Source organism: Bacillus sp. FSL K6-0073 (assembly GCF_038006085.1).
GTDB classification, from domain to species: Bacteria; Bacillota; Bacilli; order Bacillales; family Bacillaceae_G; genus Bacillus_A; species Bacillus_A cereus.
In genome coordinates this window covers 4,481,446-4,506,949 of the sequence record NZ_JBBOUN010000001.1, presented here as the reverse complement: position 1 = coordinate 4,506,949, position 25,504 = coordinate 4,481,446, and the positions used below count along the sequence as shown (strand labels likewise).

Sequence of the window (25,504 nt, the reverse complement as noted above, 5' to 3'; positions counted from 1 at the left end):
ATTAAAAGTAAACTATTTTATACTTTAAGGTGGTTTTATATATGAAAGAAAATGAAGATATGCAAACGAAAGAAGTCATTCAACAAGTTGGACAGTTATTGAGACAAATTCGAAATGAACAGAAATTAAGTTTAGAAGAATTAGCTCATAAAACAGGAGTTAGTAAATTAACATTAGGAAAGATCGAAAGAGGGGAAACAAATCCGACACTAGCTGTCATTTGGAAAATAACGAAAGGGTTATCAATTCCTTTATCCAGATTAATGGTTGTTGGAGAACCTGTAGCTGTTGCGCGCTGTGGAGAAGGATTTGCAGTAGATGAAGGACAAGCGTGGCATTTAGAAACGATGTTCCGTTATACGAAAGAAACAGGGATGGAAATGCACCGCGCTTGTTTACGATCAAATAGTATATATGAGCCAGAAGCTCATCATGAAGGTGCGATTGAGCTTGTAACGGTAATGAAAGGGAAAGTGTCTATTCAAGTGGAGAATGATGTATACGAATTAAATGAGTTTGATTCCATTCAATTTGAAGCGAATAAGAAGCATATTTATAAAAATGAAGAAGAAGAAGTAGCGGTATTACATTTAACGATGAAATATTCTTCATGAAAAAATCACCTATAGGATTCTATAGGTGATTTCTCTTCTTAAGTATGTGAAATAATGCCGTTAGTACGAACGTGGCATAAGTAATAAACAAATGAAATAAACTAAAAATCCTGTCCCAAAACATAAAACAGCAATAACCCAAATGATACGAATAAGAGTAGAGCTAATATCAAAATATTCTCCTAAACCACCACATATACCAAATAGCATTTTATCAGTTTCGGATTTACATAACTTTTTTGACATATTCCAATCAACTCCTTTTTATATCAAACTGCATACTTTTATTCTATATGGAAATTTATGAGAAGACTATGGGGTTGTATTACATTTTTTTGTGAGAAGTGATCGTATTAATTGTCTTAATTTTCAGTGGATATTAAACTTGTAGTTATGAGGTGATTTTTAATAAAGGGTGGGGAAATAGAGATGACAGTATATTGGTTGACTAACGTAATGCTTGAATCAGGATATACATATGAAGAAGAGAGAATTTCACAAACAGAAACAGAATTATGCAGTTTACTTATTGAAGATGGTCGAATTAAAAAAATTATAAAAGGGATTGTTCAAGAGGAAGATATAGTAACTTTTGATGCTAAGAACTTATTAATGTTGCCAGCTTTCAAAGAGATGCACATTCACATTGATAAAACATATTATAGTGGCCCATGGAAAGCTTGTATGCCAGCAGAAAGTATTTTTACACGTTTTAATGAAGAAGAAAAAATTTTACCAAAGCAATTAGCGACTGCCCAAAATAGAGCGGAAAATATGCTAGAGTTACTACTGCAAAATGGTGCAACGAATATTAGAACGCATTGTAATGTCGATCCGATTATTGGGCTTGGTAATCTGGAGGCGACGTTAGCGGCATTAGAAACATATAAAAATCGAGTGTCTAGTAGAATTGTTGCGTTTCCGCAACATGGATTATTGCGCAGTGATTCTGTGCAACTCGTGAAAGATGCGATGCGTATGGGTGCTCATCTAGTCGGAGGAGTAGATCCAGCTACAGTAGATAATGACATTGAAAAGTCATTACATACAATTATGGATATCGCAGTAGAATTTAATGCGGATGTTGATATTCATTTGCACGATGCGAATAATCTTGGAACGTTTACGATGAAGAGATTGGCAAGTTTAACAGAAGAAGCAGGATGGCAAGGCCGTGTAACGATTAGTCATGCACTTGGACTTGGTGGTGTTACTGATAAAGAGGCTGAAGAAGTGGCAGAAAGACTCGCAAATGTAAATATTGATATTACTTCAACAGTGCCAATTGGTAAACAAGTAATCCCAATTCCGTTATTAGATAAAAAAGGTGTTAAGGTTGCATTAGGCAATGATAGCATTACAGATCATTGGTCACCGTTTGGAACAGGTGATATGCTTCAAAAGGCGAATCGATTAGCAGAGCGTTTTGGGTGGAGTGACGAAAGGTCTTTAGGAAAAGCACTCCGCTTTATTACAGGAGGAAAAGAAACGTTAAATAATGAAGGGAAGCGAGTATGGCCGAATGTAGGGGATGAAGCGAGCTTTGTTTTGACGAATGCGACATGCGCTGCTGAAGCAGTAGCGCGTCAAACAGAAAAACGTTTAGTCGTGTATAAAGGAAATATTGTTGTTGGAAGTTTAAATGAGGTGGAATTAAATAATCTTGTGTAGAAGAATCGTTTAAATACTTTGAGGAGGGTTCTAATGGTGAGTATAGAACTCTTCTTTTTTATTCTTACAATATATTTTTATAGGAAAGCTAGAAGGGATGAAAAAATTGGACAATCAACATAACCAAAATCATATTATGGGAACTTTGCAATGGTTTATATTTTTATTAGCAAATTCAATCGCACTACCAATTGTCGTTGGCGGATTATTTCATCTTACGACGGAAGAAATATTTTATTTAATGCAGCGTACGTTTTTTGTAGTTGGTATATCTTCTTTTTTACAAGGGTGGCTTGGGCATAGACTGCCAATTGCGGATGGGCCGGCTGGATCTTGGGTTGGTGTATTTACCGTACTTGCTTATGCAACGGCCGGACAGGATCAATTACATAGTACACTGCAAATTTTAGAATTAGGAATAATAATCTCCGGTGTTATTTTAATAGGATTAGGAGTAACTGGTTTTATAGGACGTATTTTATTTTTATTTACGCCGCTTGTGACAGGGACGTTTTTACTTTTATTATGTTTACAATTAAGTGGTGTATTTTTAAAAGGAATGTTAGGAATTACAGCTACTATTTCTCAAATCGACGGATTTACAGCAATGATCGCGTTTAGTATATTTCTGTTCGTTATTATACTATCTAATTTTGGAAAAGGCTTTGTCAAAAGTTATGCAGTTTTAATAGGATTAATTAGTGGGTGGATTATTTTTCTCATTGCAGGAAAAGTGACAATCCCATCTCAAGTAACTCATTTTGTGCAACTTCCACATATATTTGCTTGGGGACTTCCAAAATGGAATACTGGTATGGCTGTATCCAGTTTCGTTATGGTATGTATTTTAGTTTCGAATACGGTGGCAGCTATTATAGCAATTAATCAAGCAACTATTCATAAAGCGACTATTGAACAAAAACAGTTGAAAGATGGAACATGGGTTGGGGGGATTTCACATCTCATCTCTTCTGTATTTTCAACTGTAGGTGTCGTTCCGTTACCAGCAACGGCAGGATTTATACGTTTAACAAAACAAAAGTATATACGATCGTTCTTAATGGCATGTGCATTACTAGTCGTAATGTCTCTTTTTCCAAGTATTATTCGTTACTTAGCATCTTTACCATCAGCTGTTGCATCGGCTGTTTTAATGGCTTCGTTCGTACAGTTAATTGGAATTGGATTTAATAATATAAAACAAGTGCCGATGAGTGAAAGGAATGTAACGATCTTAGGCGTTGCAGTATTATTTGGCAGCGGCGTAATGTTTTTACCGTCTGGAGCACTCCAATCCTTGCCGTCTATTATGCAATATATATTCGGTAATGGTTTATTTGTAGGTACGGTTGTAAGTATATTGCTAGAACAAATATGGCGCGTTGGAAAGTAAGTGGATAAAAAGAGTGTACGCACTGTATAAAAGTCTAAAATAACATAGGAAATAAAGCCCATTTTTATTCACCACCTGCACATTTCGTTCATACAATATCTTGACTAAATAAACACCCAACTTACACATACACAGCTCTGGCTTAAGCAAGGAGGGTTATACCAGTTGAAGGAAAAAGCGTATCAATCTAAACCTTTACTCACAAAGAGAGAGAGAGAAGTATTTGAATTGCTGGTTCAAGATAAAACAACGAAGGAAATTGCAGGTGAACTTTTTATAAGTGAAAAGACAGTTCGCAACCATATCTCAAACGCAATGCAAAAGCTAGGGGTTAAAGGACGTTCACAAGCAGTTGTGGAGCTTCTTCGTATGGGAGAGCTCGAATTATAAGAAAGCAGCCGACTTTTATATAAAAGTCGGCTATTTTTTGTTTGCTTCACTTGCTATATGAATGATAAGAACACTCCATACATAAATAGGTAATAAGGAGGGGATATGTTGAAAAGGATACTGTTAGTTTCAACAAGTGCTCATGATATGAATGGACACCCGACTGGTTTGTGGCTGGAAGAGCTCGCAGCTCCTTATCATGTATTTAAAAAGGCTAAGTTTGATGTTGATATTGTGTCAATAAAAGGTGGGAGAGTACCTATAGATAGAGTGTCTATTCCGAATGGTATACCTCGCGAATTCAAGCATGTAGCTTCTTTATTGCAAAATACGAGGCCGATTTCAAATGTTCATTTTTCGGATTATGATGCGGTTTTATTTTGTGGTGGGCACGGGGCGATTGTAGATTTTCCAGGTAATCCATATGTAGCAAATTTGATTGAGAATATGTATAACAATAACCGGATTGTAGCGGCTGTTTGTCACGGAGTAAGCTCTTTAGTCGGTGTGAAAAATAAGGATGGCTCGTTTTTTGTTGCGGGTAAGCGTATAACAGGTTATACAAACGATGAAGAAAGAGCTGTACATTTAGAAAAGCGCGTTCCGTTTTTGTTAGAAAGTAAGTTGAAAGAAGAAGGAGCTTTGTTTTATGTAGCCCCCAATTTTACGCCGCATGTAGTAGTAGATGGTCATTTAATTACAGGACAAAATCCACAGTCTAGCGTGGAAATAGGTAAGGCTATAAAAAGGGCTGTAAATAAATTATCGTCATTTTAATTTCTGCTCATTTCTTCTTATTAATGGGAATGTCTTCTTTTCAAAAAAAGATGGAGCAATGAATATGCACTTTATATAGAAGAAACCGACTTTCTTATAGAAGGTCGGTTATTTTTCTATCTTGCAAATTACGAAAAAAAGGAGCAAAATAAAAAAGGTCCTAGTCTATACATGGGCAAATGAAAATTTTCATACAGAAGCATTTGAAGTGAGCGAACTTAAAGTGTGTAAAATATAATGATAAACATAAAAGATGATGAATGAGAAAACGGGTGATGAAGTTGAATAGAGCAATCGGTGTTATCGATTCAGGAGTTGGCGGTTTAACAGTAGCGAAGGAATTAATTCGTCAATTGCCGAAAGAGCGTATCATATATTTAGGAGATACAGCACGTTGTCCTTATGGTCCACGTTCTCGAGAAGAAGTACGTCAATTTACGTGGGAAATGACGGAGCATTTACTAGATTTAAATATTAAAATGTTAGTTATTGCGTGTAATACAGCAACTGCAGTTGTATTAGAAGAGATGCAAAAACAATTACCAATTCCAGTAGTAGGAGTTATTCACCCAGGATCACGTACAGCTTTAAAAGTGACAAACACGTATCACGTTGGGATTATTGGAACGATTGGAACGGTGAAAAGTGGTGCATACGAAGAGGCGTTAAAGTCTATTAATAACCGTGTTATGGTAGAAAGTTTAGCTTGTCCACCTTTCGTTGAACTTGTAGAGAGTGGGAATTTCGAAAGTGAAATGGCGTATGAAGTTGTAAGAGAAACGCTGCAACCACTGAAAAGTACCGATATTGATACACTTATATTAGGTTGTACACATTATCCGATTTTAGGACCTGTTATTAAAAAAGTAATGGGAGATAAAGTGCAACTAATTAGTTCTGGTGATGAAACAGCACGTGAAGTAAGTACAATCTTATATCATAGTAAAATGTTGAATGAAGGAGAAGAACAAAGCGATCATCTCTTCTTAACAACAGGAAAAATAGGCTTGTTTAAAGAAATTGCATCAAAATGGTTTGGTCAACCGATTGAAAATGTGAAGCATATTCATTTAGAAAAAGAATAATAGTAGAATTTATATAAGTGAGCTCCTGAGAAATCAGGAGCTTTTGTTTTATCTTGCTATTTGCTGGGTAGTAAGACCCCTGCTGATTAAAGTTTCAATTTATAAGAGGCACAGCTTGTTCTAAAACGTGAAACAGCTCGTATACATAATAGTACAAACTTAGATTTTAGGGGGGAATGGCATGCCTAAATCCACTTTTAAATGGGTTGTTGGTGCTACTGTGAGCGCTGTTTTACTAACAGGGTGTGGCTTTATAAATCAAGAGAAAGCAACTGAACAAATTGATCCGCCAAAACAAGTTACGTATACAGAGGGTGGGAAGAAAGAAGTAGCTAAAAAAGATAAGCAAGGGCAAATGGTAAATAGAGAACTATACCTTGTTGATAAAAATGGTTATGTTGTACCACAAACGTTAGCTATACCTACTCCGAAAGCAAATGAGACTGTGAAGCAAACGTTAGAATACCTTGTGAAAGATGGACCGGTAACGAATTTATTACCAAATGGGTTTCGTGCAGTCATTCCGGCGAATACAACGATGACCTTAGATTTGAAAAAGGACGGAACGGCAGTTATTGATTTCTCTAAAGAAATGAAAAACTATGCGAAAGAAGAAGAGCGTCAAATCGTTGAATCTATAGCTTGGACGTTGACGCAATTTACAGAGATAAAACAAGTGCAGTTCCAAATAAATGGTGAGAAATTGGCAAAGATGCCGGTTGGTGGTACACCGCTTGGTGAAGGAGTGAGCCGTGCAAATGGTATTAACTTCGATGATGAACAAGTAGCAGATGTAACAAATACAAAACCAGTCACACTGTATTTTATGGCGCAAAATAATAATAAACAGCAATACTACGTACCAGTCACACGCCGCGTTGCGGAAGGTAAAGAAAATGACTATGCAGCAATTATAGATGAGCTTGTAAAAGGTCCGATCCATCAATCGCTCCTGAATGATTTTAATCCAGGCGTTAAGCTTATTACGAATCCGAAATTACAAGACGGAAATCTTACATTAAACTTTAATGAAAATATATTTGTAAACCCAGATAAAAATATGATTTCAAATTACGTATTGAAGTCGTTAGTTTTATCTTTAACTGAAAAGAAAGGCGTGAAAAGCGTTTCTATTGAAGTAAATGGTAAAGCAAATCTTATAGATGAAAAGGGCGGAAAGTTAATAAAACCGGTAGATCGTCCAGAAAACGTGAATACAGGTAGTTTTTAATCGCCAATAATTTGATATACTTAAGTAAGAAAGGGGAATTGCTTTTTGAGTTCCCCTTCTTTTATTGTATACATATCATACATTTAAATTTGGCTATACTAACAAGTAGTTATGAGGAGGTTATTTTTATGCGAGTAGATGGTAGAGAGAAAACAGAATTACGCCATATACATATTCATACGAATTATTTAAAACATCCAGAAGGATCAGTATTAATTGAGGTTGGGGATACAAAGGTAATTTGCTCAGCGACAATTGAAGAGCGTGTCCCGCCGTTTATGCGTGGAGAAGGAAAGGGCTGGGTAACAGCTGAATATGCGATGATTCCACGTGCGACAGAACAACGTACAATTAGGGAGTCAAGTAAAGGGAAAGTAACAGGACGTACAATGGAAATCCAGCGTTTAATTGGACGAGCATTACGTGCGGTAGTTGACTTAGAAGCACTTGGTGAGAGAACAGTTTGGATTGATTGTGATGTTATTCAAGCGGATGGTGGAACGAGAACTGCTTCTATTACAGGTGCATATGTAGCAATGGTATTAGCGTTTGAGAAGTTATTACAAGCAGAAAAAGTATCTAAAATTCCAGTGAAAGATTATTTAGCAGCAACGTCGGTAGGAATTGTTGAAGAACAAGGTGTTGTTTTAGATTTAAACTACGTAGAAGATTCTAAAGCAGATGTTGATATGAACGTAATTATGACTGGAAAAGGGCAGTTTGTTGAAGTGCAAGGAACTGGAGAAGAAGCGACGTTTAGCAGAGCACAGTTAAATGAATTACTTGATGCTGCGGAACAAGGCATTTTCCAACTGATTGACATGCAAAAAGAAGCTTTAGGCGACATCGTATCTCATATAGAGTAGAGGTGGAAAGTATGAAACAAGTTGTTGTAGCGACAAAAAATATGGGGAAAGTACGTGAATTTGCTGAGTTATTTGAGCGATTTGATTTAGAAGTAAAATCATTACACGATTTTCCTCATATTGAAGAAGTCGAAGAAACTGGTGAAACATTTGAGGAAAATGCGATTTTAAAAGCGGATAGTCTGAGCAAACAGTTGAATGCAATTGTAATCGCAGATGATTCAGGTCTTATTGTAGATGCTTTAAATGGAAAGCCAGGCGTGTATTCAGCTCGTTTTGCTGGAGAGCCGAAAGATGATCAAGCGAATATTGATAAAGTGTTACAAGAATTAAATGAAATACCGTTTGATAAGCGTAAAGCTCGCTTCTACTGTGCATTAGCAGTAGCTTTCCCTGAAGGTGATAAAAAGCCTGTTATTGTAAACGGGACGTGTGAAGGATATATTTTAGAACAGCGCCGCGGAGAAAACGGCTTTGGATATGATCCGATTTTTTATGTGGAAGAATATAAAAAAGCGATGGCGGAACTAAGCTCAGATGAGAAAAATGCCATTAGCCACCGCGGACGTGCTCTTCGTAAATTAGAAGAAAAAATCCCGGAATGGTTTTTAGGAGAATAAGGGAGAGAGATTGATGAAAGCTTTAATCGTAAGCGATAGTCATAGCTCTGTGAAGGAATTACAGCAGTTAAAAGAGAAATATGAAGGGAAAGTAGATATCATGATTCATTGCGGTGATTCGGAGCTAACGCCTGCTCATGAAGAGTTGCAAGGTTTCCATGTTGTAAAAGGGAATTGTGATTATGCTAACTTTCAAGACGAAATCGTAACTGATGTAGATGGCATTCGTTTCTTAGTTGTGCACGGACATCGTCATAACGTGAAAATGACATTGCAAACATTAGCGTACCATGCAGAAGAGGTAGGGGCGCAAGTTGCGTGCTTCGGACACTCTCACGTATTAGGTGCAGAATTAATCAACGGCGTTTTATTTATTAACCCAGGCAGTGTTTTATTACCACGTCAGCGTGTAGAAAAGACATTTGCTTTATTAAAAATGGATGAAAATCAAATGGAAGTTCGTTTTGAAACGTTAGACGGACAGCTAGTTGAACAAGCAGTTTTTAAAAGAGGATAAGAAAAATTATCCTCTTTTAAAAAAGGTGTTGACTTTATGTATGGTTATACATATAATAAATATTGTCGATAGGGCAACGGCGCTAACGAAGAAAAATAAAATAACATATGCGGGTGTAGTTTAGTGGTAAAACAAGAGCCTTCCAAGCTCTGGTCGAGAGTTCGATTCTCTTCACCCGCTCCATGTCCCAGTAGCTCAGCCGGATAGAGCATACGCCTTCTAAGCGTACGGTCGGGAGTTCGAATCTCTCCTGGGACGCTAAAAAAACCTTTTGCGGTGACGTCAAAGTCCGCAATATATAAGCTCTCTAATTCGTAAGTTGAATCGTACAATGTGCGGTCGCTAACGAGTTAGGGGGCTTATTTTTTTATGTGACAAATTGTATTATAAAAAAATACACCCCCAATTGTTAGTTATGTCTAACAATTTTATTTTCAATTATGTAACTAATTGCATTCATTCTCCCTGTTAGTAATTTCTAATATTTGGAACAGTGAAATAACCATACATGGTATAATTTTCTTATAAAATGCTTTATAAAGAAGGAGGATCAATGCATGAGTTTAAATATGTATTTGGGAGAAGTACAAAGCCAAACTCATAGCATGAACGCTGTATGTTCCTCTACCATTCAAGGTATGGAACAAGCCATTCAGTCGATTGATGCTTTTACAAGCGATACTGTTCTACAAGGGCAAACTTACGATAGTGCAAAAGCATTCTTCGCAGAAACTTTTCGTCCTTTAGCATAAGGAATCATTTATTTATGTGAAGAATTAATCCGTCAGAATGATGCCTTTCCAAATCAATTTCAATCACAAGTTGCTTCCACAGATGTAGTTGAACAAGAACTGTTAGAACAAATTCGAGAGATTGACCGAATGATAGCAAGTACAGAAGCACTCAATCAAGCTATGCCAATCTCGGGCATGGACGCTATGGTAAATCTTTTTATTGAGATGCGGCGTAAAATTCAGGAAAAATTAGAACATCTATATGAATTTAATCGAACGTCTAGTAATAATTACGCAACAGCACTTCAACTAGCCGCTAGTATTGCAACAGGTCTTGCAGAAGTACAAAGTGGAAAAGGATTTAGTCCTGCAAGTGGTACATTTAGTACGAAAGAATTAAATATGGAGTGGGTGGCTTCTATTCAAGCGATTGCAGAAGATAGGAATCGTCAGGCTGATAATTCAATTGAAGAAGGTGCAATGTGTGGCAAACCAAAATCTGATTTAGAGAAAGCTTGGGATGGTCTTTATGATGGTGCAGGAAAAGGTGTTGGAGATGCTTGGGAAGGATTTAAAGCGTTAGGTGACGGTGAAACATGGTCAGCCATGTGGGATGCAGTTGTCAATTATGACGAAACTCTCCCTGCCATGTGGAATGCCTTTTCAGATTCTTTTATGGATGATGTTTGGCATGGTGATGTTGAAAGTGGCTTTCGCTGGGGTTCTTACCTTGTAACATCAGTCGGGTTAGGATTCCTTGGAGGTAAAGGGTTGGATAAAGTTTCTACACTTGCTAGAGGAGCTAGATTCTCTAAAATAACTCAGATTACTCCACCACGTTTACAACCTGCCTTTGCAGGTGTTGGATTAACTGGTGAAGCAGTACTTAGTGCATTACCATCGTCAGGAAATTGGGGAAATTATTTGAGTAGCTACCTCATGTTTGCTAGACCTTCATGGAGACAGTCTGAACTTGACGTAGGTAAGGAATATCCTGATTATGATGACCAAGTTGCTTTTAAAGATAGAGAAGAAGTTTCAAAGGCTACAAAAGGTAGTACAAGACCTGATTTTTATATAGAGGGTCACAGCTTGGAAGTGAAAAATTATGACTTGTCTACTTCGTCAAAAAGAAGTAACCTAGTTAGAGTTATTGTTAAACAAGTTAATGATAGGGTTGATAATTTACCTGTGGGTACAAAACAAACCGTCATTATTGATATACGAGGACAAACCGTTCCTGAAGATGCTTTATTTGATATTGTAAGGAAAATAAGGGAAAAGGCTAAAGAAACACCAGAGGTAATATTCAAGCGAGAGGATTGATATTAATGGCAGTAGGATTTAAAGTAGATATATTTTTTTATGAAGTAGGTCATCCTGACTTTTTACATAGCTTCTTCTCAACAATTTCATATCATACAGAACCTGAAGGTTGGGGAACTAAGTACCCACTGTTAATGAAAAATTTGTATTTTGACAAGTTGAGTTGGGAAGATACAGAAGAAGGACTTCAAAATGTAGAAGAAATACGAGGGATTTTAAGTAAATTACCTCCATCAAAAGTCATTTGGGACATTGAGGATGTAGAAAAACAGCCACCTTGGGGAAATAAGATTCCTACTAGAATAACTAGCTTGGAAAATTATCATGCTACCCCAACAGGTAAAACTTTCTTAGACTTACTAAGCAATGCTTTAAAAGTCGCTAAAAGAAACAAAATTGATGTGACAGTTTCAAATTTAGGTAAATAAAATTCCGCAAAAACATCTCAGGGCTTCCTTTGAGATGTTTTGTTTTATAAAAAGGGAGTTTAAACTTGTTCCTGTTTCTTATTTGTAAAAAATAGGGGCATAAACACATTAAAAATTAGTATATTGGAGTGATAATATGTCAAATGCAGGATTTGGGGTAGATGTTATTTTTTATGAAGTAGGTCATCCTGATTTATTACACAGCTTTTTTTCAACGATGTCTTACCATACAGAACCTGAAGGTTGGGGAACAAAATATCCTTTACTTATGAAAGATTTGTACTTTAAAAAATTAAGTTGGGAAGATGTAAAAGAAGCAAGAGAAAATTTAAAAGAGATTCAAAATGTATTACAAAAAAAGAAACCCGATGAAGTGGTTTGGGATATTGAAGATTTAGAAAAGAGACCTCCTTGGGATGGACAACAACTTCCACCACAAGTGACAGATTTAACTACATATTATGTCACATCTAGAGGAGTTACCTATTTCGACCTGCTATTTCACGCATTTGATGATGCACAAGAAGTAGAAATAGATATTGTAATACGAAAAAGTTTAGCAGATAAAACATCTTAACTTTTACTGTTAGCATCTTAAACTGAAATAAGGTGATTGAATATGGCAACGGGATTTAAAGCAGACTTTCTATGGTATAGATTAGGTACATCGGATTTTGTACATTCATTTTTCTCAACTATTAGTTTTCATTTAGAAAAAGAAGGTTGGGGAACAAGATATCCACACTTAATGAAAGAACTATATAATGGAAGGTTAACACTCAAAAATATCCCAAAGGCGATTGAGGAAGCGAAAGAAGCTCGTGAAAAATTGAAATTATTCTCACCATCAGAAGTAGTATGGGATATTGAAGATTTATCTAAGCAACCACCATGGGGAGATAATATTTCAACAGATATAACAGACTTATCTAATTACTTTTACACAAGTGGTGGTAAAGACATGTTTGAAATGTTATTTAAGGCATGTAACGAAGCTCTAGAATTAGAAGTAGATTTAGAAATAGAGACATTATAACAGGAAAAAGCATGTGTTTTATAATTTTTTTGACTGCTTATGAAAAAGATTGCTTCGAGAAACTGTACTATAATTCAATTAGAAATTGATTATATGGGGTAGGGAATAGGTCAATTAATTGAAAAAGCATCATCTTGACGATAAGGTATATAATAAGGTAGAATTTTAACAAATGGTCAGTTGACCGAAACAATGAACGATTCAACAAACGGATTATACTAGTGTTTATATATTTAGGTTAAAGACGGGTCGGGAGTTCGAATCTCTCCTGGGACGCTAAAAAAACCTTGTTATCTTTTGATAACAAGGTTTTTTGTTTGTCTACAAATTGATGTATGTGCAAGAGGTTTAAAAATATTATAACGGGATATATGATAATGAGTATATGCAACAGATTAAAGTGCATTAAAAAGAGCGCTTAAAAAAGCTCTTTGCTAGTCAGTTATATTATTTGTTTGTTCAGGCTCATCAAATGGTTTATGCACGTATTGAAAACCATATCCAGCTTCAACGAGAACCTCATCAACCTTTTCTAAAAATTCTTTGCCCCATTCAGTAAAAAGATATTTCCCCAATATCTTAATAACAAAACGATACCCTTTTACTTCAGGATACCTTTCGTAAACCTCGTCACTTTCTATAAAGCCCAAATACAAATTGATTTTTTCTTGCAGTAATTCAATATGTTTTTCCTCATCAGACCAGTCTAATTCATCAGCGATGACTAAATAGGCTATTTTTTCTTCTTTATTGTAGCCCATAAAATCAACTTTTTCTAATTCGTATAAAGACATAAGTACACCTCTTATCTATTGTTTTCTTCTAATTTCAACTTTAGTTGGAGGTATTTCCGTACCACCTACAAAAGGTGGTTGCCCTTTGCCTATAACTGTTGCGCCCTATTCCTCTTATTTAATTTAAAGAATCAATAGGTTTATGGTGGAACTCAAATCCATATCCAGATTCTCCTAACTGTTCACTTACAATATTATAAAACTTTTTACCGCTCTAGTACGATTGAGCAACCGTTATCGAAACTTATTCCTGTTAGTGTGTTACAATTAATAGAAGCGGAAAACGAGAATCTCCAATTGACTGGACCTGTGATTGGTTAGATGGTTTAAGAAGGTCGTATAAAAAAGGGAGATGGCGCAAAGATGGCGAGATCAAATGAGAATGATTTAACGGAGAAATTGGCAGAAGGTCACCGGAAATATGGTGATGGCAATTTTACAGTACAGAACATCGGTGATGAAACTAACCCGAATTGGACTGTCGTAAAAAATGTGAGGAAAGGATCGGCAGGCATTCGCGAAGGAGAAGATATATTAAGACTGCGATCAAAATATATAAAGTAGTAAGGAAATGGGCGGAGCGGGAGTTCGAATCTCTCCTGGGACGCTAAGAAAACCTTGTTATCTTCTGATAACAAGGTTTTTTGTTTGTTTTAAATTAGTTGTTAATAAACTTGTCAAAGACAAAACCATAATCTTTCACATTATATTGTTTCTTCGTATCAACAAGCCAGTTAAAGGCGATCTCGTTCATCTCTTTAAATTGCTCTGCTAAGTTTACTTGTGCGTTTGAAATACGGCTGAAAGCATTAGATGCCATATCTAAACTTTTGTGTGCATATTGTAATGTAATATCGTTGTCGTATGAAATTTCTTCGATTTTAAGTAAAGCCTTATATAAATCTTTTAATTCTTCAATATGTTTTTTATGAACATCAATTGAGTAATGCTCATCGCCCATTTGAAACTTAATTTCTACATCTAAATCAATCGTTCCGGCAGTTTCAAGTGCTACGTTTTTAATTTGATATTTGCTATAACTAAAGCGGCGTAGTGTACGTTTTTTACTTGTCGCACTTGTACCATCTAGATGGAGTAATCCTTTGTTTGTGAAGCAATATTCATCTGATTTCGATTTAATTAGAAAGTAAATTTTCTCTCCATCTTCATGCATTACGTAATCATCAGCATCGACTTTATCGTAATCTTTCGGTGTAATGACAGAACCTACATCGCTTAATCCTAAAACATCGGCAGCTACTTTTTTGAACATATATAATCCCCCTTGCAAAAAAATTCTTAATTGCACAAAAATATATTAACATGATTTTAACAAAGGGTGTTCTTTTAATGAGAAAATATTGGGAGGTAAGTTAAGAAAAGGAACGAATATTATTATAAAATATGTAAAAAGGTGCTGAGAAGAAGTGTACCATCATACAAAAACAAAAGGAGATTTAGCTGTTTTAAAGGCACAAGTTGATTTGTATGAAAAAGGATACATGATTTTAATGCCACAAACAGAGCATTCGCCGTTTGATCTTGTAGTGTATAAAGACGGGAGATTTAAAAGGGTACAAGTGAAATATAGAGAATTGAATGCAAGAGGGATACTAGAAGTTAGATTCCGATCTAGTTATTCTACGACAAGCGGAGTCACTACAAAAGAAGTGAATAAAGAAGAGATAGATGTGTATTGTGTATACTGTCCTCAAACAGATTTTTGTTATTATTTCAATCCAAAAATTTTTAGTAAATCTATTAGTTTAAGAGTGGATTCTCCGAAAAATAACAAAGAGAAAAAGTTAATTTTGCAAGTGATTATAAATAAATTCCGTGAAAGCACCTCAAGCGATATGAGGTGTTTTTCAATCTCTTTTTGAAATCTTACAATTCTGTAAGGTAACTGTAAGGTAGTTCGATGGTAAGAAATTGCTAATCTTTTATAATGAAGATAACAACGATAAAACGAGGAGGCAGAAATGATGAAAGGATTAGTTGTAACGGGCTTGACGGTTGCTTTTGGATTTGTAGCGTATGAGAAATTAACGTATGTAGTTGATGTTGTGAAACATTTGATTGCTTAGAGAAAACAGCCATGAGAGGGAAAGGGAATGAGTGAATGAATGGAATGGTTATTTGGAATTATAGGTACTTGTAGTGTAGTGTTATTGTTCTTTGTCCCAAGTGGTATACTTAGTTCGACAACAAGTTTGTTCTTCTTAAGTTTGTTTGCTTGTACGATGCTTATTATTATGTTTTTAATGAAGCGAAGTAAACCAATCTTCTATTTTAGCATGATTGTTATGGCAATTATTGTTCTCCAAATTATTACCCTTGTAATATACCCCACAATTATAAAAGCTTTCCATTAATGATGAATCCTCTGCGTTTGTTGCTGGGGATTTTTACTTGTACAATTTTAATTTTTAGTAGAGATTTATTTGTATTGGAATGTAAAAATTAAATATTTTCATATTTCAAACAAATAGTTTTGGGATGTTGTGTTCTCATTACGCATTTGATATATTTACTTTGAACATAATTAAAATCAAGAAAAAGAGGCGGACGTATGGATAAAAAAGAAAATACGGTCGTATTGTTTCCGCAGCTATCAGAGCGCTATATTGATGAAGGTTTTTTAGCGCTGAAAGAGCGGAAGTTCGAAGATGCATTGCGCTGCTTTGAAATATTACGTCAGTATAATGCGGAAACGGAACAAACGGAATTAGCTTCAGTTATTTGTTTACTCGAATTAAAACGTATGGAAGAAGCGAAAGACAAATGTGAACAGTTGCTTAAAACAGGAGTTGTCTTATTTGGTGATATTCTTGAAACGTACGTGACTATTTTAGTTCAAACAAATGATTATGAAGGTGTTATTGAAACTGTTGAAAAGGTTTTACAAACGAAAGATATAATGCCTGATCAAAAGGAAAAATTAGCGCAGCTTGCTTTATTTGCAGAAGGTATGCTAAATGAGGGAGACGCATCGCTAGTGGATTCAAATTTTGAGTTGGATGAGTTTACTAATGAAATTTTTGGAGAAAACTTTGGACAGAAGCTAAGAGCGATTCAGCGACTTTCGTTAAAAGACTTAGATCTTGCATTACCTGTTTTAAAGAAATTTTTAATAGACGAAGAGCAACACCCCTATTTGAAAACTTCTATTTTGTATAAAATGATAGAAAGTCAGGTAGAAGAGGAAATAGAGGTAGAAAAGTTTGGGAATACGATTAAGGTAATTCCAGCATTTACAGGTCATAATGAGGAGCAATCCAATAACATTATACATAAATTATCAAGTCGATTAGAGCAAAATTATCCCGATATATTTGAAGCGATGGTTACATATTGGAAAGAATTGCAAATTAGCATTTTCCCATTCGCTCTATTAATGGATAAAGAAGAGATTTGGTCAGCTGTTTTAGAGAGAATTGGAAGAAAGCGTTTCGGATTGGCTATTGATGAAGAAGAGCTTATGGCAGCATACAATATCGAATTGGAAGAGTTTCATATTGCCTATCAATGGTTATTACGTGTTGAAAGAGAAGGATATTTGCCCGTATAATTATGAAAAAGAATCGTTCAGTTCTTGAAACGAGCATATTCTATGTTATAATATAAGGGTTGCAAAAGGCAGAAAACTGCCTGTTTGTAAGAGAAGAGAAGTGTAATTCTCTTACTTAATATGTTTCATATTATTCTCGAACAAAATATACCGTAGTTGTCTTCTGGGCAATTAGTAGATTGGAACATTATATCTGAAAGCTTTTGCTAGAGGATTATTTGTGTATTTGTTATTTCAAAAAAGAGATAATGAAGATCTTAATCTATAGAGGTATGTGCATACATTATTATAGTTGGAGGGAAAGAATAAATGTCTACAAAATGGGAAAAATTAGAAGGTAACGTTGGCGTTTTAACAATCGAAGTTGATGCTAAAGAAGTAAACAACTCTATCGACGCTGCGTTCAAAAAAGTAGTAAAAACAATTAACGTACCAGGTTTCCGTAAAGGAAAAATGCCTCGTCCATTATTCGAACAACGCTTTGGTATTGAATCTTTATACCAAGATGCTTTAGATATCATTTTACCAAAAGCATACGGTGAAGCGATTGAAGAAGCTGGTATCTTCCCAGTTGATCATCCTGAAATCGACATCGAGAAGTTCGAAAAAAATGCTAACCTTATCTTCACTGCAAAAGTTACAGTGAAACCTGAAGTTAAATTAGGTGAGTACAAAGGTTTAGCAGTAGAAAAAGTTGAAACAACTGTAACTGATGAAGATGTAGAGAACGAATTAAAATCTTTACAAGAGCGTCAAGCTGAACTAGTTGTTAAAGAAGAAGGAACTGTTGAAAACGGTGATACAGCTGTAATCGACTTCGAAGGTTTCGTTGATGGCGAAGCATTTGAAGGCGGAAAAGGCGAAAACTACTCTCTAGCAATCGGTTCTGGTACATTCATCCCAGGTTTCGAAGAGCAAGTAATCGGTCTTAAATCTGGTGAGTCTAAAGACGTTGAAGTATCATTCCCAGAAGAGTACCATGCTGCTGAATTAGCTGGCAAACCAGCAACATTCAAAGTAACAATTCATGAAATCAAAACAAAAGAACTTCCTGAGTTAAACGACGAGTTCGCTAAAGAAGCAGACGAAGCGGTTGCAACTCTTGATGAATTAAAAGCAAAACTTCGCACAAACTTAGAAGAAGGCAAAAAGCACGAAGCTGAGCACAAAGTACGTGACGAAGTAGTAGAATTAGCTGCTGCTAACGCTGAAATCGAAATTCCAGAAGCTATGATCAACACTGAGTTAGATCGTATGGTTCGTGAATTCGAGCAACGTTTAAGCCAACAAGGTATGAACCTTGAGCTTTACTACCAATTCACAGGTACTGACGCTGACAAATTAAAAGAGCAAATGAAAGAAGATGCACAAAAACGTGTAAGAATCAATCTTGTTCTTGAAGCTATCATTGAAGCTGAAAACATCGAAGTTACTGAAGAAGAAGTAACTGCAGAAGTTGAAAAAATGGCTGAAATGTACGGTATGCCAGTAGACGCTATCAAGCAAGCTCTTGGAAGCGTAGACGCTTTAGCTGAAGATCTTAAAGTGCGTAAAGCTGTAGACTTCTTAGTAGAAAACGCTGCATAATAAAATAACAAGGCACGATTAAAATCGTGCCTTGTTTTATAAATATAGAAATATATTTATAAAACTTTTCGATGGAGAAGGAAAAGTTCCTTTACAAGTCGAATATACATATTTCAAAAGTTTTAAAAATTTTTTATTTGTACATAACTAGTCATATTATTTGTATTTCTCGCCACGTAGTGACATAATATGTATTTACATACGATACATTTATCGTGTACATACGAAGGCAAGAGGTTAGCACTTTGTAAGGGGTGTGAAAATATGTTTAAATTTAATGATGAAAAAGGGCAATTAAAATGTTCTTTCTGTGGTAAAACACAAACGCAAGTTCGAAAGTTAGTGGCAGGTCCAGGTGTTTACATTTGTGACGAGTGTATCGAACTTTGTACTGAAATTGTACAAGAGGAGCTTGCGAAGGACGAAGAAGTAGAATTCAAAGATGTACCGAAACCGGTAGAAATTCGTGAAATCTTAGATGAGTATGTCATCGGGCAAGATAGCGCGAAAAAAGCACTAGCGGTAGCGGTATATAACCATTACAAACGCATTAATTCTAACAGCAAAATTGATGATGTAGAATTAGCGAAGAGTAATATCGCACTTATCGGGCCAACAGGTAGTGGTAAAACATTACTTGCACAAACGTTAGCGCGTATTCTAAATGTTCCATTTGCAATCGCGGACGCAACATCTTTAACAGAAGCTGGATATGTTGGTGAAGATGTAGAAAATATCTTACTAAAATTAATTCAAGCAGCTGATTATGATGTAGAGAAAGCGGAAAAAGGAATCATTTATATTGATGAGATTGATAAAGTGGCACGTAAGTCCGAAAATCCATCAATTACACGTGATGTATCTGGTGAAGGTGTGCAACAGGCACTTCTGAAAATTTTAGAAGGTACTGTAGCAAGCGTTCCACCTCAAGGTGGTCGTAAGCATCCGCACCAAGAGTTTATTCAAATTGATACAACGAACATCTTATTCATTTGTGGTGGAGCGTTTGATGGCATTGAGCCGATTATTAAACGTCGCCTTGGTGAAAAAGTAATTGGATTTGGTTCTGAGAAGAAAAATGCTGATGTAAATGAGAAGCATGTTTTATCTCACGTATTACCAGAGGATCTTTTAAGATTTGGTTTAATTCCAGAGTTTATCGGTCGTCTTCCAGTTATTGCGAACCTAGAGCCACTTGATGAAGATGCTCTTGTTGATATTTTAACGAAACCGAAAAATGCACTTGTTAAGCAATTCCAAAAACTATTGGAGCTTGACGATGTTGAGTTAGAGTTTGAAGAAGGTGCACTAATCGAAATTGCGAAAAAAGCAATTGAACGTAAAACGGGTGCTCGTGGACTTCGTTCTATTATTGAAGGCTTAATGCTTGATGTAATGTTCGAACTTCCATCTCGTAAAGATATCGAGAAGTGTATTCTTACAAAAGAAACAGTAGCTGATAATGAGCCGCCAAAATTGGTGTTACAAGACGGTACTGTACTTGATACAAAAACATCTGCATAATGCGAATGCGAAAGGGAAACAGCAATTTTTATAATTGCTGTTTTTCTTTATGTTTAGCTACGTTCCTCCGCGGAAATACTAAGAGATAAAATATTGCGGGAGGAAATAAATAATGAGCTGGACAAATATATTTTTAGTTGTTCAACTTGTTTTTGGTGTAATTGTCGGATTGTATTTCTGGCATTTACTTCGAAATCAACGAACACAAAAAGTTTCAATTGATCGAGAATCGAAAAAAGAATTAGAACAACTTCGTAAAATGCGTGAGATTTCTTTAACAGAGCCGCTAGCAGAAAAGGTGCGTCCTACAACCTTTTTAGATATTGTAGGGCAAGAGGACGGGATTAAGTCGTTAAAAGCGGCTCTTTGTGGTCCGAATCCGCAACATGTAATCATATATGGCCCACCAGGTGTTGGGAAAACAGCGGCAGCACGTCTTGTATTAGAAGAAGCGAAACGAAATCCTAAATCTCCATTTCGTACGAATGCAACATTTATTGAACTTGATGCGACAACAGCTCGGTTTGATGAACGTGGTATCGCAGACCCTTTAATTGGTTCGGTGCATGATCCGATTTATCAAGGTGCTGGGGCGATGGGGCAAGCAGGTATTCCGCAACCGAAAAAAGGTGCTGTAACAGATGCACATGGTGGTATTTTGTTTATTGATGAGATTGGCGAGCTCCATCCGATTCAAATGAACAAAATGTTAAAGGTGTTAGAAGATCGAAAAGTATTTTTAGAAAGTGCGTACTATAGTGAAGAAAATACAATGATCCCAACATATATACATGATATTTTCCAAAAAGGCTTACCGGCAGATTTTCGCTTAGTTGGAGCAACGACACGTTCGCCAGAGGAAATTCCTCCTGCTATTCGGTCACGTTGCTTAGAAGTATTTTTCCGTGAATTAGATACGGAAGAAATTCAAAAAGTAGCGAAAAATGCCGCGGAAAAAGTGGAAATGCAAATAGGTGAAAATGGTATTGAAATGATTGGGATGTATGCAAGGAATGGACGAGAAGCGATTAATCTCGTGCAAATCTCTACGGGTATGGCGATAAATGAAGAACGTTCTTTCATTAAGGATGAAGATATAGAGTGGGTTGTTCACTCAAGTCAGCTTACACCGAAATATGAAAAGCGCATTTATCCGATTCCAAGGATTGGTCTTGTAAATGGTCTTGCTGTATACGGACCCAATACAGGTGCGTTATTAGAAATTGAAGTAACAGCAATTCCGGCGAAAGATAAAGGATCGGTAAATGTTACGGGAATTGTGGAAGAAGAAAGTATTGGTAGTCAAACGAAATCGATTCGTCGTAAAAGTATGGCGAAAGGCTCTGTTGATAATGTATTAACAGTACTTCGTTCTTTAGATGTGTTGCCAGAAGGATATGATATACATATTAATTTTCCAGGTGGTATCCCAATTGATGGACCTTCTGCGGGAATCGCTATGGCAACAGGTGTATATTCTGCGGTGCACCGCACGTATGTAAATAATGAAGTAGCGATGACAGGGGAAATAAGTATACACGGAGAAGTAAAACCTATTGGTGGCGTGTACGCAAAAATAAAAGCTGCGAAAAAAGCGGGAGCTAAGAAAGTCATTATTCCTGCTGAAAATATGCAACCATTTTTGTATACGATTAAGGGAATTGAAATTATTCCTGTTCGTAAGTTAAAAGAAGTATTTGAGTTAACGTTTATGCAAGAAAATATGCATAGAGAGCTAGATGTACATACTCACGTAGACGAAACAGATGCACAATCTATGTAAAAATAAACAATAATAAAATTTGCCAGACTTCGTTTAAGTTTGTATGCTTAATCGGAGTCTTTTTCTTTTCGTGAGGTAGAAAAACAAGCTATTTACAATTGCGCGGAATCTCAGCAATTGCATCTAGGTGTATTGTAATATAAAATAGTTGAACAGGAGTTTAATTTATTATGGAGGTGCTATGTCTAGTATGAATACGAACGAAAGAATCGTGCCCCTCCTACCATTAAGAGGCGTTCTCGTATATCCAACGATGGTTTTGCATCTTGATGTAGGACGTGATAAATCGATACAAGCACTAGAGCAGGCGGCAATGGATGAAAATATCATCTTTTTAGCAATGCAAAAAGAAATGAATATCGATGATCCGAAAGAAGATGACATATATAGTGTAGGTACAGTGGCGAAAGTGAAGCAAATGTTAAAATTGCCGAACGGTACGCTTCGTGTCCTTGTGGAAGGTTTACATAGAGCAGAAGTAATAGAGTTTATCGAAGAAGAAAATGTAGTACAAGTGTCTATTAAAACGGTAACTGAAGAAGTAGAAGATGATTTAGAAGAGAAAGCTTTTATGCGTACGTTACTGGAGCATTTCGAACAATATATTAAAGTTTCGAAAAAAGTTTCAAATGAAACTTTTGCAACGGTAGCTGATGTGGAAGAACCAGGGAGATTAGCTGATTTAATTGCTTCTCACTTGCCGATTAAAACGAAGCAGAAACAAGAGATTTTAGAGATTGTATCTGTAAAAGAACGATTACAAACACTTATTTCAATTATTCAAGATGAACAAGAGTTACTTAGTCTAGAAAAGAAAATTGGGCAAAAAGTGAAACGTTCCATGGAGCGCACGCAAAAAGAATATTTCTTACGTGAGCAAATGAAGGCGATTCAAACTGAACTTGGCGACAAAGAAGGCAAGGGCGGAGAAGTAGAAGAACTTCGTGAGAAAATTGAACAGTCAGGAATGCCGGAAGAAACAATGAAGGCTGCCCTGAAAGAATTAGATCGTTATGAAAAGTTACCAGCAAGTTCTGCGGAGAGTGGTGTTATTCGCAATTATATTGATTGGTTATTAGCGCTTCCGTGGACAGAGGCAACAGAAGATATAATTGACCTTGCTCATTCGGAAGAGATTTTAAATAACGATCATTACGGTCTTGAAAAAGTGAAAGAGCGTGTACTTGAATATTTAGCTGTACAGAAGTTAACGAATTCATTAAAAGGACCTATCCTTTGTTTAGTAGGCCCTCCTGGGGTCGGCAAAACTTCGCTAGCGCGTTCAATTGCAACATCATTGAATCGTAACTTCGTCCGTGTATCTCTTGGTGGTGTGCGTGATGAATCTGAAATTCGTGGTCACCGTCGTACATATGTTGGAGCAATGCCAGGACGCATTATTCAAGGTATGAAAAAGGCGAAAACAGTTAATCCAGTCTTCTTATTAGATGAGATTGATAAAATGTCTAACGATTTTCGTGGAGATCCATCAGCGGCATTACTTGAAGTATTAGATCCAGAACAAAACCATAACTTCAGTGATCATTACATTGAAGAACCATATGATCTATCAAAAGTTATGTTTGTAGCAACTGCTAATACACTTTCAAGTATTCCAGGTCCATTACTTGACCGTATGGAAATCATTTCGATTGCTGGCTATACAGAACTTGAAAAAGTACACATTGCTCGTGAGCATTTGTTGCCGAAACAATTAAAAGAACATGGCTTACGAAAAGGTAATTTACAAGTGCGTGATGAAGCGCTGCTTGAGATTATTCGTTATTATACACGTGAGGCTGGTGTTCGTACGCTAGAGCGCCAAATTGCAAAAGTTTGCCGTAAAGTAGCGAAGATTATCGTTACAGCAGAACGTAAACGTATCGTTGTGACAGAGAAAAAGATTGTTGATTTACTTGGTAAACACATATTCCGTTATGGGCAAGCTGAAAAAACAGACCAAGTTGGTATGGCAACAGGTCTAGCTTACACAGCAGCAGGCGGCGATACACTTGCCATTGAAGTTTCTGTAGCGCCAGGAAAAGGGAAACTAATTTTAACAGGGAAACTTGGGGATGTTATGAAAGAATCAGCACAAGCTGCGTTTAGTTATATACGTTCTCGTGCAGAAGAGCTTCAAATCGATCCGAATTTCCATGAGAAAAATGATATTCATATTCACGTTCCAGAAGGAGCAGTTCCAAAAGACGGACCGTCAGCAGGTATTACGATGGCAACGGCACTTATTTCTGCGCTAACAGGTATTCCTGTAAGTAAAGAAGTGGGTATGACAGGTGAAATTACACTTCGTGGTCGTGTATTACCAATTGGTGGTTTAAAAGAAAAAACATTAAGTGCTCACCGCGCAGGCTTAACAAAAATTATTTTGCCAGCAGAAAACGAGAAAGATTTAGATGATATTCCAGAGAGCGTAAAAGAAAACCTTACGTTTGTGCTTGCATCTCATTTAGATGAAGTATTGGAGCACGCATTAGTAGGAGTGAAACAATGAAAGTAACAAAAGCAGATATTGTAATTAGTGCTGTTAAACCAGAACAATATCCAGACAGTGATTTACCAGAAATTGCATTAGCAGGTCGTTCAAATGTGGGGAAGTCTTCCTTTATAAATAAAATTTTAAATCGTAAAAAGTTAGTGCGTATTTCTTCTAAACCAGGAAAAACGCAAACGCTGAACTTTTTCTTAATCAATGAGATGATGCACTTTGTTGACGTTCCAGGTTATGGATATGCGAAAGTATCTAAATCCGAGCGCGCTGCATGGGGGAAAATGATTGAAACGTACTTTACAACGCGTGAGCAATTAGACGCAGCTGTATTAGTAGTTGATTTACGTCACCAACCAACAAGTGATGACGTGATGATGTATGATTTCTTAAAGCATTATGAAATCCCAACAATTATTATTGCGACGAAAGCCGATAAAATTCCAAAAGGGAAATGGCAAAAGCATTTAAAAGTTGTAAAAGAAACGCTTGCTGTTGAAATTGGCGATGAAATTGTTCTATTCTCTTCTGAAACAGGACTTGGAAAAGAAGAAGCGTGGAAAGCAATTCATAAATTTACAAAAACAAAAAACGCGTGACGAATGTCGCGCGTTTTTGTTTTGCTAAATTTTTTAGCGTACGTTTAATGTAACTTCAATATTTCCTCGTGTTGCTTTCGAGTAAGGACATACACCGTGAGCCGCTTCTACAAGTTCTTGTGCTTCGTTATGTGAAACGCCAGCCACATGTACATCAAGTACAGCAGATAGGCCGAAACCACCATCTGTATCTTTTTCGATAGAAACGTGAGCAGTTACTTCTGTACTTTCTACTTTCACACGTTTTGTACGAATGACAAGTTGTAATGCACTATCGAAACAAGCTGCATAACCAGCTGCAAATAGTTGTTCTGGATTTGTTGCTTCTCCGCCTGCACCACCTAGTGCTTTCGGCATTTTTACATCAAGATTTAATATGCCATCATCTGAAACTACTTTCCCATTTCTTCCACCTGTTGCTGTTACTGAAGCAGTATATAATTTATCCATAT

At 36.3% G+C, this 25,504-nt stretch carries 27 protein-coding genes, 2 tRNA genes and 2 pseudogenes; 26 read left to right on the top strand and 5 right to left on the bottom strand.

Going from position 1 to position 25,504, the window contains the following annotated elements; genetic code table 11:
• Window positions 1-41 precede the first annotated feature (41 nt).
• Window positions 42-614, top strand: a complete 573-nt coding sequence (locus tag MHB52_RS23285; protein WP_000661924.1) for a helix-turn-helix domain-containing protein — start codon at window positions 42-44, stop codon at window positions 612-614.
• Between the two features lie 60 nt (window positions 615-674).
• Here the strand turns inward: MHB52_RS23285 and MHB52_RS23280 are convergent, their stop codons facing one another.
• On the bottom strand, window positions 675-860 hold the full coding sequence (locus MHB52_RS23280; protein WP_000038411.1) for a PspC domain-containing protein: 186 nt from the start codon (window positions 858-860) through the stop codon (window positions 675-677).
• 183 nt (window positions 861-1,043) lie between these two features.
• On the opposite strand from MHB52_RS23280, the gene MHB52_RS23275 reads away from it, so the two are divergent.
• The 16 genes from MHB52_RS23275 (at window position 1,044) to MHB52_RS23200 (ending at window position 12,688) form a co-directional block, all read left to right on the top strand.
• Window positions 1,044-2,285, top strand: coding sequence for an amidohydrolase family protein (locus tag MHB52_RS23275; RefSeq protein ID WP_000219559.1), 1,242 nt, complete (start codon window positions 1,044-1,046; stop codon window positions 2,283-2,285).
• Window positions 2,286-2,382: 97 nt separating this feature from the next.
• Window positions 2,383-3,678, top strand: coding sequence for a purine/pyrimidine permease (locus MHB52_RS23270; RefSeq protein WP_016118683.1), 1,296 nt, complete (start codon window positions 2,383-2,385; stop codon window positions 3,676-3,678).
• Window positions 3,679-3,843: 165 nt separating this feature from the next.
• Window positions 3,844-4,068 carry a spore germination transcription factor GerE gene (gerE, locus tag MHB52_RS23265; protein WP_000659484.1) on the top strand — a complete coding sequence of 75 codons (225 nt, stop codon included), beginning with the start codon at window positions 3,844-3,846 and terminating at the stop codon, window positions 4,066-4,068.
• Window positions 4,069-4,173: 105 nt separating this feature from the next.
• On the top strand, window positions 4,174-4,845 hold the full coding sequence (locus MHB52_RS23260; protein WP_016118682.1) for a type 1 glutamine amidotransferase domain-containing protein: 672 nt from the start codon (window positions 4,174-4,176) through the stop codon (window positions 4,843-4,845).
• A 275-nt stretch (window positions 4,846-5,120) separates the two neighbouring features.
• The gene (racE, locus tag MHB52_RS23255; protein ID WP_000774005.1) at window positions 5,121-5,930 is read left to right on the top strand and encodes a glutamate racemase; all 810 of its coding nucleotides are present in this window, start codon (window positions 5,121-5,123) and stop codon (window positions 5,928-5,930) included.
• Between the two features lie 181 nt (window positions 5,931-6,111).
• On the top strand, window positions 6,112-7,161 hold the full coding sequence (gene gerM, locus MHB52_RS23250; RefSeq protein WP_016118681.1) for a spore germination protein GerM: 1,050 nt from the start codon (window positions 6,112-6,114) through the stop codon (window positions 7,159-7,161).
• 128 nt (window positions 7,162-7,289) lie between these two features.
• Entirely contained in the window at window positions 7,290-8,027 is a 738-nt protein-coding gene (gene rph, locus MHB52_RS23245) for a ribonuclease PH (RefSeq protein WP_016118680.1), read from the top strand.
• Between the two features lie 11 nt (window positions 8,028-8,038).
• Complete coding sequence (locus tag MHB52_RS23240) at window positions 8,039-8,647, top strand: XTP/dITP diphosphatase (RefSeq protein WP_000815929.1); 609 nt, start codon at window positions 8,039-8,041, stop codon at window positions 8,645-8,647.
• Between the two features lie 13 nt (window positions 8,648-8,660).
• Window positions 8,661-9,164, top strand: coding sequence for a metallophosphoesterase (locus MHB52_RS23235; protein ID WP_000645489.1), 504 nt, complete (start codon window positions 8,661-8,663; stop codon window positions 9,162-9,164).
• A 109-nt stretch (window positions 9,165-9,273) separates the two neighbouring features.
• Window positions 9,274-9,347: transfer RNA gene (locus tag MHB52_RS23230), tRNA-Gly, on the top strand.
• A 1-nt stretch (window position 9,348) separates the two neighbouring features.
• Window positions 9,349-9,422, top strand: a tRNA-Arg gene (locus MHB52_RS23225).
• A gap of 299 nt (window positions 9,423-9,721) precedes the next feature.
• Entirely contained in the window at window positions 9,722-9,916 is a 195-nt protein-coding gene (locus tag MHB52_RS23220) for a hypothetical protein (RefSeq protein WP_016118679.1), read from the top strand.
• 129 nt (window positions 9,917-10,045) lie between these two features.
• Window positions 10,046-11,224, top strand: a complete 1,179-nt coding sequence (locus MHB52_RS23215) for a WXG100 family type VII secretion target (RefSeq protein ID WP_137026126.1) — start codon at window positions 10,046-10,048, stop codon at window positions 11,222-11,224.
• A 5-nt stretch (window positions 11,225-11,229) separates the two neighbouring features.
• On the top strand, window positions 11,230-11,652 hold the full coding sequence (locus MHB52_RS23210) for an immunity 70 family protein (RefSeq protein WP_016118677.1): 423 nt from the start codon (window positions 11,230-11,232) through the stop codon (window positions 11,650-11,652).
• A 136-nt stretch (window positions 11,653-11,788) separates the two neighbouring features.
• A complete protein-coding gene (locus tag MHB52_RS23205) occupies window positions 11,789-12,229 on the top strand; it encodes an Imm70 family immunity protein (RefSeq protein WP_016118676.1) in 441 nt (146 codons plus the stop codon).
• 42 nt (window positions 12,230-12,271) lie between these two features.
• Window positions 12,272-12,688, top strand: a complete 417-nt coding sequence (locus tag MHB52_RS23200) for an immunity 70 family protein (protein ID WP_016118675.1) — start codon at window positions 12,272-12,274, stop codon at window positions 12,686-12,688.
• 434 nt (window positions 12,689-13,122) lie between these two features.
• Here MHB52_RS23200 and MHB52_RS23195 read toward each other — a convergent pair whose 3' ends face one another.
• Window positions 13,123-13,482: a DUF6572 domain-containing protein gene (locus tag MHB52_RS23195; RefSeq protein WP_000061064.1), complete on the bottom strand. Its 360-nt coding sequence runs from the start codon at window positions 13,480-13,482 to the stop codon at window positions 13,123-13,125.
• 118 nt (window positions 13,483-13,600) lie between these two features.
• Window positions 13,601-13,693 (bottom strand): annotated as a pseudogene (locus tag MHB52_RS36845) (DUF6572 domain-containing protein); the annotation flags it as partial.
• Window positions 13,694-13,845: 152 nt separating this feature from the next.
• Between MHB52_RS36845 and MHB52_RS23190 the strand changes: the two are divergent.
• A complete protein-coding gene (locus MHB52_RS23190) occupies window positions 13,846-14,046 on the top strand; it encodes a hypothetical protein (RefSeq protein WP_000124460.1) in 201 nt (66 codons plus the stop codon).
• Window positions 14,047-14,140: 94 nt separating this feature from the next.
• Here the strand turns inward: MHB52_RS23190 and MHB52_RS23185 are convergent, their stop codons facing one another.
• On the bottom strand, window positions 14,141-14,755 hold the full coding sequence (locus MHB52_RS23185; RefSeq protein WP_000475205.1) for a PH domain-containing protein: 615 nt from the start codon (window positions 14,753-14,755) through the stop codon (window positions 14,141-14,143).
• Window positions 14,756-14,909: 154 nt separating this feature from the next.
• Here MHB52_RS23185 and MHB52_RS23180 point away from each other — a divergent pair.
• The 8 genes and pseudogenes from MHB52_RS23180 (at window position 14,910) to ysxC (ending at window position 25,052) form a co-directional block, all read left to right on the top strand.
• Window positions 14,910-15,313: pseudogene (locus MHB52_RS23180) on the top strand (group I intron-associated PD-(D/E)XK endonuclease).
• Window positions 15,314-15,608: 295 nt separating this feature from the next.
• Window positions 15,609-15,857, top strand: a complete 249-nt coding sequence (locus MHB52_RS23175; RefSeq protein ID WP_001983650.1) for a hypothetical protein — start codon at window positions 15,609-15,611, stop codon at window positions 15,855-15,857.
• A gap of 197 nt (window positions 15,858-16,054) precedes the next feature.
• Entirely contained in the window at window positions 16,055-17,053 is a 999-nt protein-coding gene (locus MHB52_RS23170; RefSeq protein WP_000358274.1) for a hypothetical protein, read from the top strand.
• 309 nt (window positions 17,054-17,362) lie between these two features.
• Window positions 17,363-18,640 (top strand): trigger factor, encoded by a 1,278-nt coding sequence (tig, locus tag MHB52_RS23165; RefSeq protein ID WP_000105215.1) that lies wholly within the window; start codon window positions 17,363-17,365, stop codon window positions 18,638-18,640.
• 264 nt (window positions 18,641-18,904) lie between these two features.
• Window positions 18,905-20,164, top strand: a complete 1,260-nt coding sequence (clpX, locus tag MHB52_RS23160) for an ATP-dependent protease ATP-binding subunit ClpX (protein WP_000472289.1) — start codon at window positions 18,905-18,907, stop codon at window positions 20,162-20,164.
• A gap of 112 nt (window positions 20,165-20,276) precedes the next feature.
• Entirely contained in the window at window positions 20,277-21,947 is a 1,671-nt protein-coding gene (gene lonB / locus MHB52_RS23155; RefSeq protein ID WP_061664903.1) for an ATP-dependent protease LonB, read from the top strand.
• Between the two features lie 181 nt (window positions 21,948-22,128).
• A complete protein-coding gene (gene lon, locus MHB52_RS23150; protein WP_000097285.1) occupies window positions 22,129-24,459 on the top strand; it encodes an endopeptidase La in 2,331 nt (776 codons plus the stop codon).
• Window positions 24,456-25,052: a ribosome biogenesis GTP-binding protein YsxC gene (ysxC, locus tag MHB52_RS23145; protein WP_000869116.1), complete on the top strand. Its 597-nt coding sequence runs from the start codon at window positions 24,456-24,458 to the stop codon at window positions 25,050-25,052. Before lon ends, ysxC begins: the two co-directional genes overlap by 4 nt.
• A 33-nt stretch (window positions 25,053-25,085) precedes the next feature.
• Here the strand turns inward: ysxC and MHB52_RS23140 are convergent, their stop codons facing one another.
• Window positions 25,086-25,502: an organic hydroperoxide resistance protein gene (locus MHB52_RS23140; protein WP_061664902.1), complete on the bottom strand. Its 417-nt coding sequence runs from the start codon at window positions 25,500-25,502 to the stop codon at window positions 25,086-25,088.
• Between the last annotated feature and the right edge of the window lie 2 nt (window positions 25,503-25,504).

Excerpts from the sequence above, each read along its gene's own strand:
- MHB52_RS23170 (WP_000358274.1), top strand. The coding sequence starts at position 16,055 with ATGGATAAAAAAGAAAATACGGTCGTATTGTTTCCGCAGCTATCAGAG.
- MHB52_RS23270 (WP_016118683.1), top strand. The coding sequence starts at position 2,383 with ATGAAAAAATTGGACAATCAACATAACCAAAATCATATTATGGGAACT.
- MHB52_RS23140 (WP_061664902.1), bottom strand. The coding sequence starts at position 25,502 with ATGGATAAATTATATACTGCTTCAGTAACAGCAACAGGTGGAAGAAAT.
- MHB52_RS23175 (WP_001983650.1), top strand. The coding sequence starts at position 15,609 with ATGGAATGGTTATTTGGAATTATAGGTACTTGTAGTGTAGTGTTATTG.
- MHB52_RS23215 (WP_137026126.1), top strand. The coding sequence starts at position 10,046 with ATGATAGCAAGTACAGAAGCACTCAATCAAGCTATGCCAATCTCGGGC.
- ysxC (WP_000869116.1), top strand. The coding sequence starts at position 24,456 with ATGAAAGTAACAAAAGCAGATATTGTAATTAGTGCTGTTAAACCAGAA.
- MHB52_RS23200 (WP_016118675.1), top strand. The coding sequence starts at position 12,272 with ATGGCAACGGGATTTAAAGCAGACTTTCTATGGTATAGATTAGGTACA.
- MHB52_RS23185 (WP_000475205.1), bottom strand. The coding sequence starts at position 14,755 with ATGTTCAAAAAAGTAGCTGCCGATGTTTTAGGATTAAGCGATGTAGGT.
- MHB52_RS23210 (WP_016118677.1), top strand. The coding sequence starts at position 11,230 with ATGGCAGTAGGATTTAAAGTAGATATATTTTTTTATGAAGTAGGTCAT.
- MHB52_RS23285 (WP_000661924.1), top strand. The coding sequence starts at position 42 with ATGAAAGAAAATGAAGATATGCAAACGAAAGAAGTCATTCAACAAGTT.
- gerM (WP_016118681.1), top strand. The coding sequence starts at position 6,112 with ATGCCTAAATCCACTTTTAAATGGGTTGTTGGTGCTACTGTGAGCGCT.
- MHB52_RS23235 (WP_000645489.1), top strand. The coding sequence starts at position 8,661 with ATGAAAGCTTTAATCGTAAGCGATAGTCATAGCTCTGTGAAGGAATTA.
- lon (WP_000097285.1), top strand. The coding sequence starts at position 22,129 with ATGTCTAGTATGAATACGAACGAAAGAATCGTGCCCCTCCTACCATTA.
- MHB52_RS23260 (WP_016118682.1), top strand. The coding sequence starts at position 4,174 with ATGTTGAAAAGGATACTGTTAGTTTCAACAAGTGCTCATGATATGAAT.
- MHB52_RS23240 (WP_000815929.1), top strand. The coding sequence starts at position 8,039 with ATGAAACAAGTTGTTGTAGCGACAAAAAATATGGGGAAAGTACGTGAA.
- MHB52_RS23190 (WP_000124460.1), top strand. The coding sequence starts at position 13,846 with ATGGCGAGATCAAATGAGAATGATTTAACGGAGAAATTGGCAGAAGGT.
- tig (WP_000105215.1), top strand. The coding sequence starts at position 17,363 with ATGTCTACAAAATGGGAAAAATTAGAAGGTAACGTTGGCGTTTTAACA.
- MHB52_RS23205 (WP_016118676.1), top strand. The coding sequence starts at position 11,789 with ATGTCAAATGCAGGATTTGGGGTAGATGTTATTTTTTATGAAGTAGGT.
- MHB52_RS23275 (WP_000219559.1), top strand. The coding sequence starts at position 1,044 with ATGACAGTATATTGGTTGACTAACGTAATGCTTGAATCAGGATATACA.
- MHB52_RS23220 (WP_016118679.1), top strand. The coding sequence starts at position 9,722 with ATGAGTTTAAATATGTATTTGGGAGAAGTACAAAGCCAAACTCATAGC.
- MHB52_RS23195 (WP_000061064.1), bottom strand. The coding sequence starts at position 13,482 with ATGTCTTTATACGAATTAGAAAAAGTTGATTTTATGGGCTACAATAAA.
- lonB (WP_061664903.1), top strand. The coding sequence starts at position 20,277 with ATGAGCTGGACAAATATATTTTTAGTTGTTCAACTTGTTTTTGGTGTA.
- rph (WP_016118680.1), top strand. The coding sequence starts at position 7,290 with ATGCGAGTAGATGGTAGAGAGAAAACAGAATTACGCCATATACATATT.
- racE (WP_000774005.1), top strand. The coding sequence starts at position 5,121 with ATGAAGTTGAATAGAGCAATCGGTGTTATCGATTCAGGAGTTGGCGGT.
- clpX (WP_000472289.1), top strand. The coding sequence starts at position 18,905 with ATGTTTAAATTTAATGATGAAAAAGGGCAATTAAAATGTTCTTTCTGT.
- MHB52_RS23280 (WP_000038411.1), bottom strand. The coding sequence starts at position 860 with ATGTCAAAAAAGTTATGTAAATCCGAAACTGATAAAATGCTATTTGGT.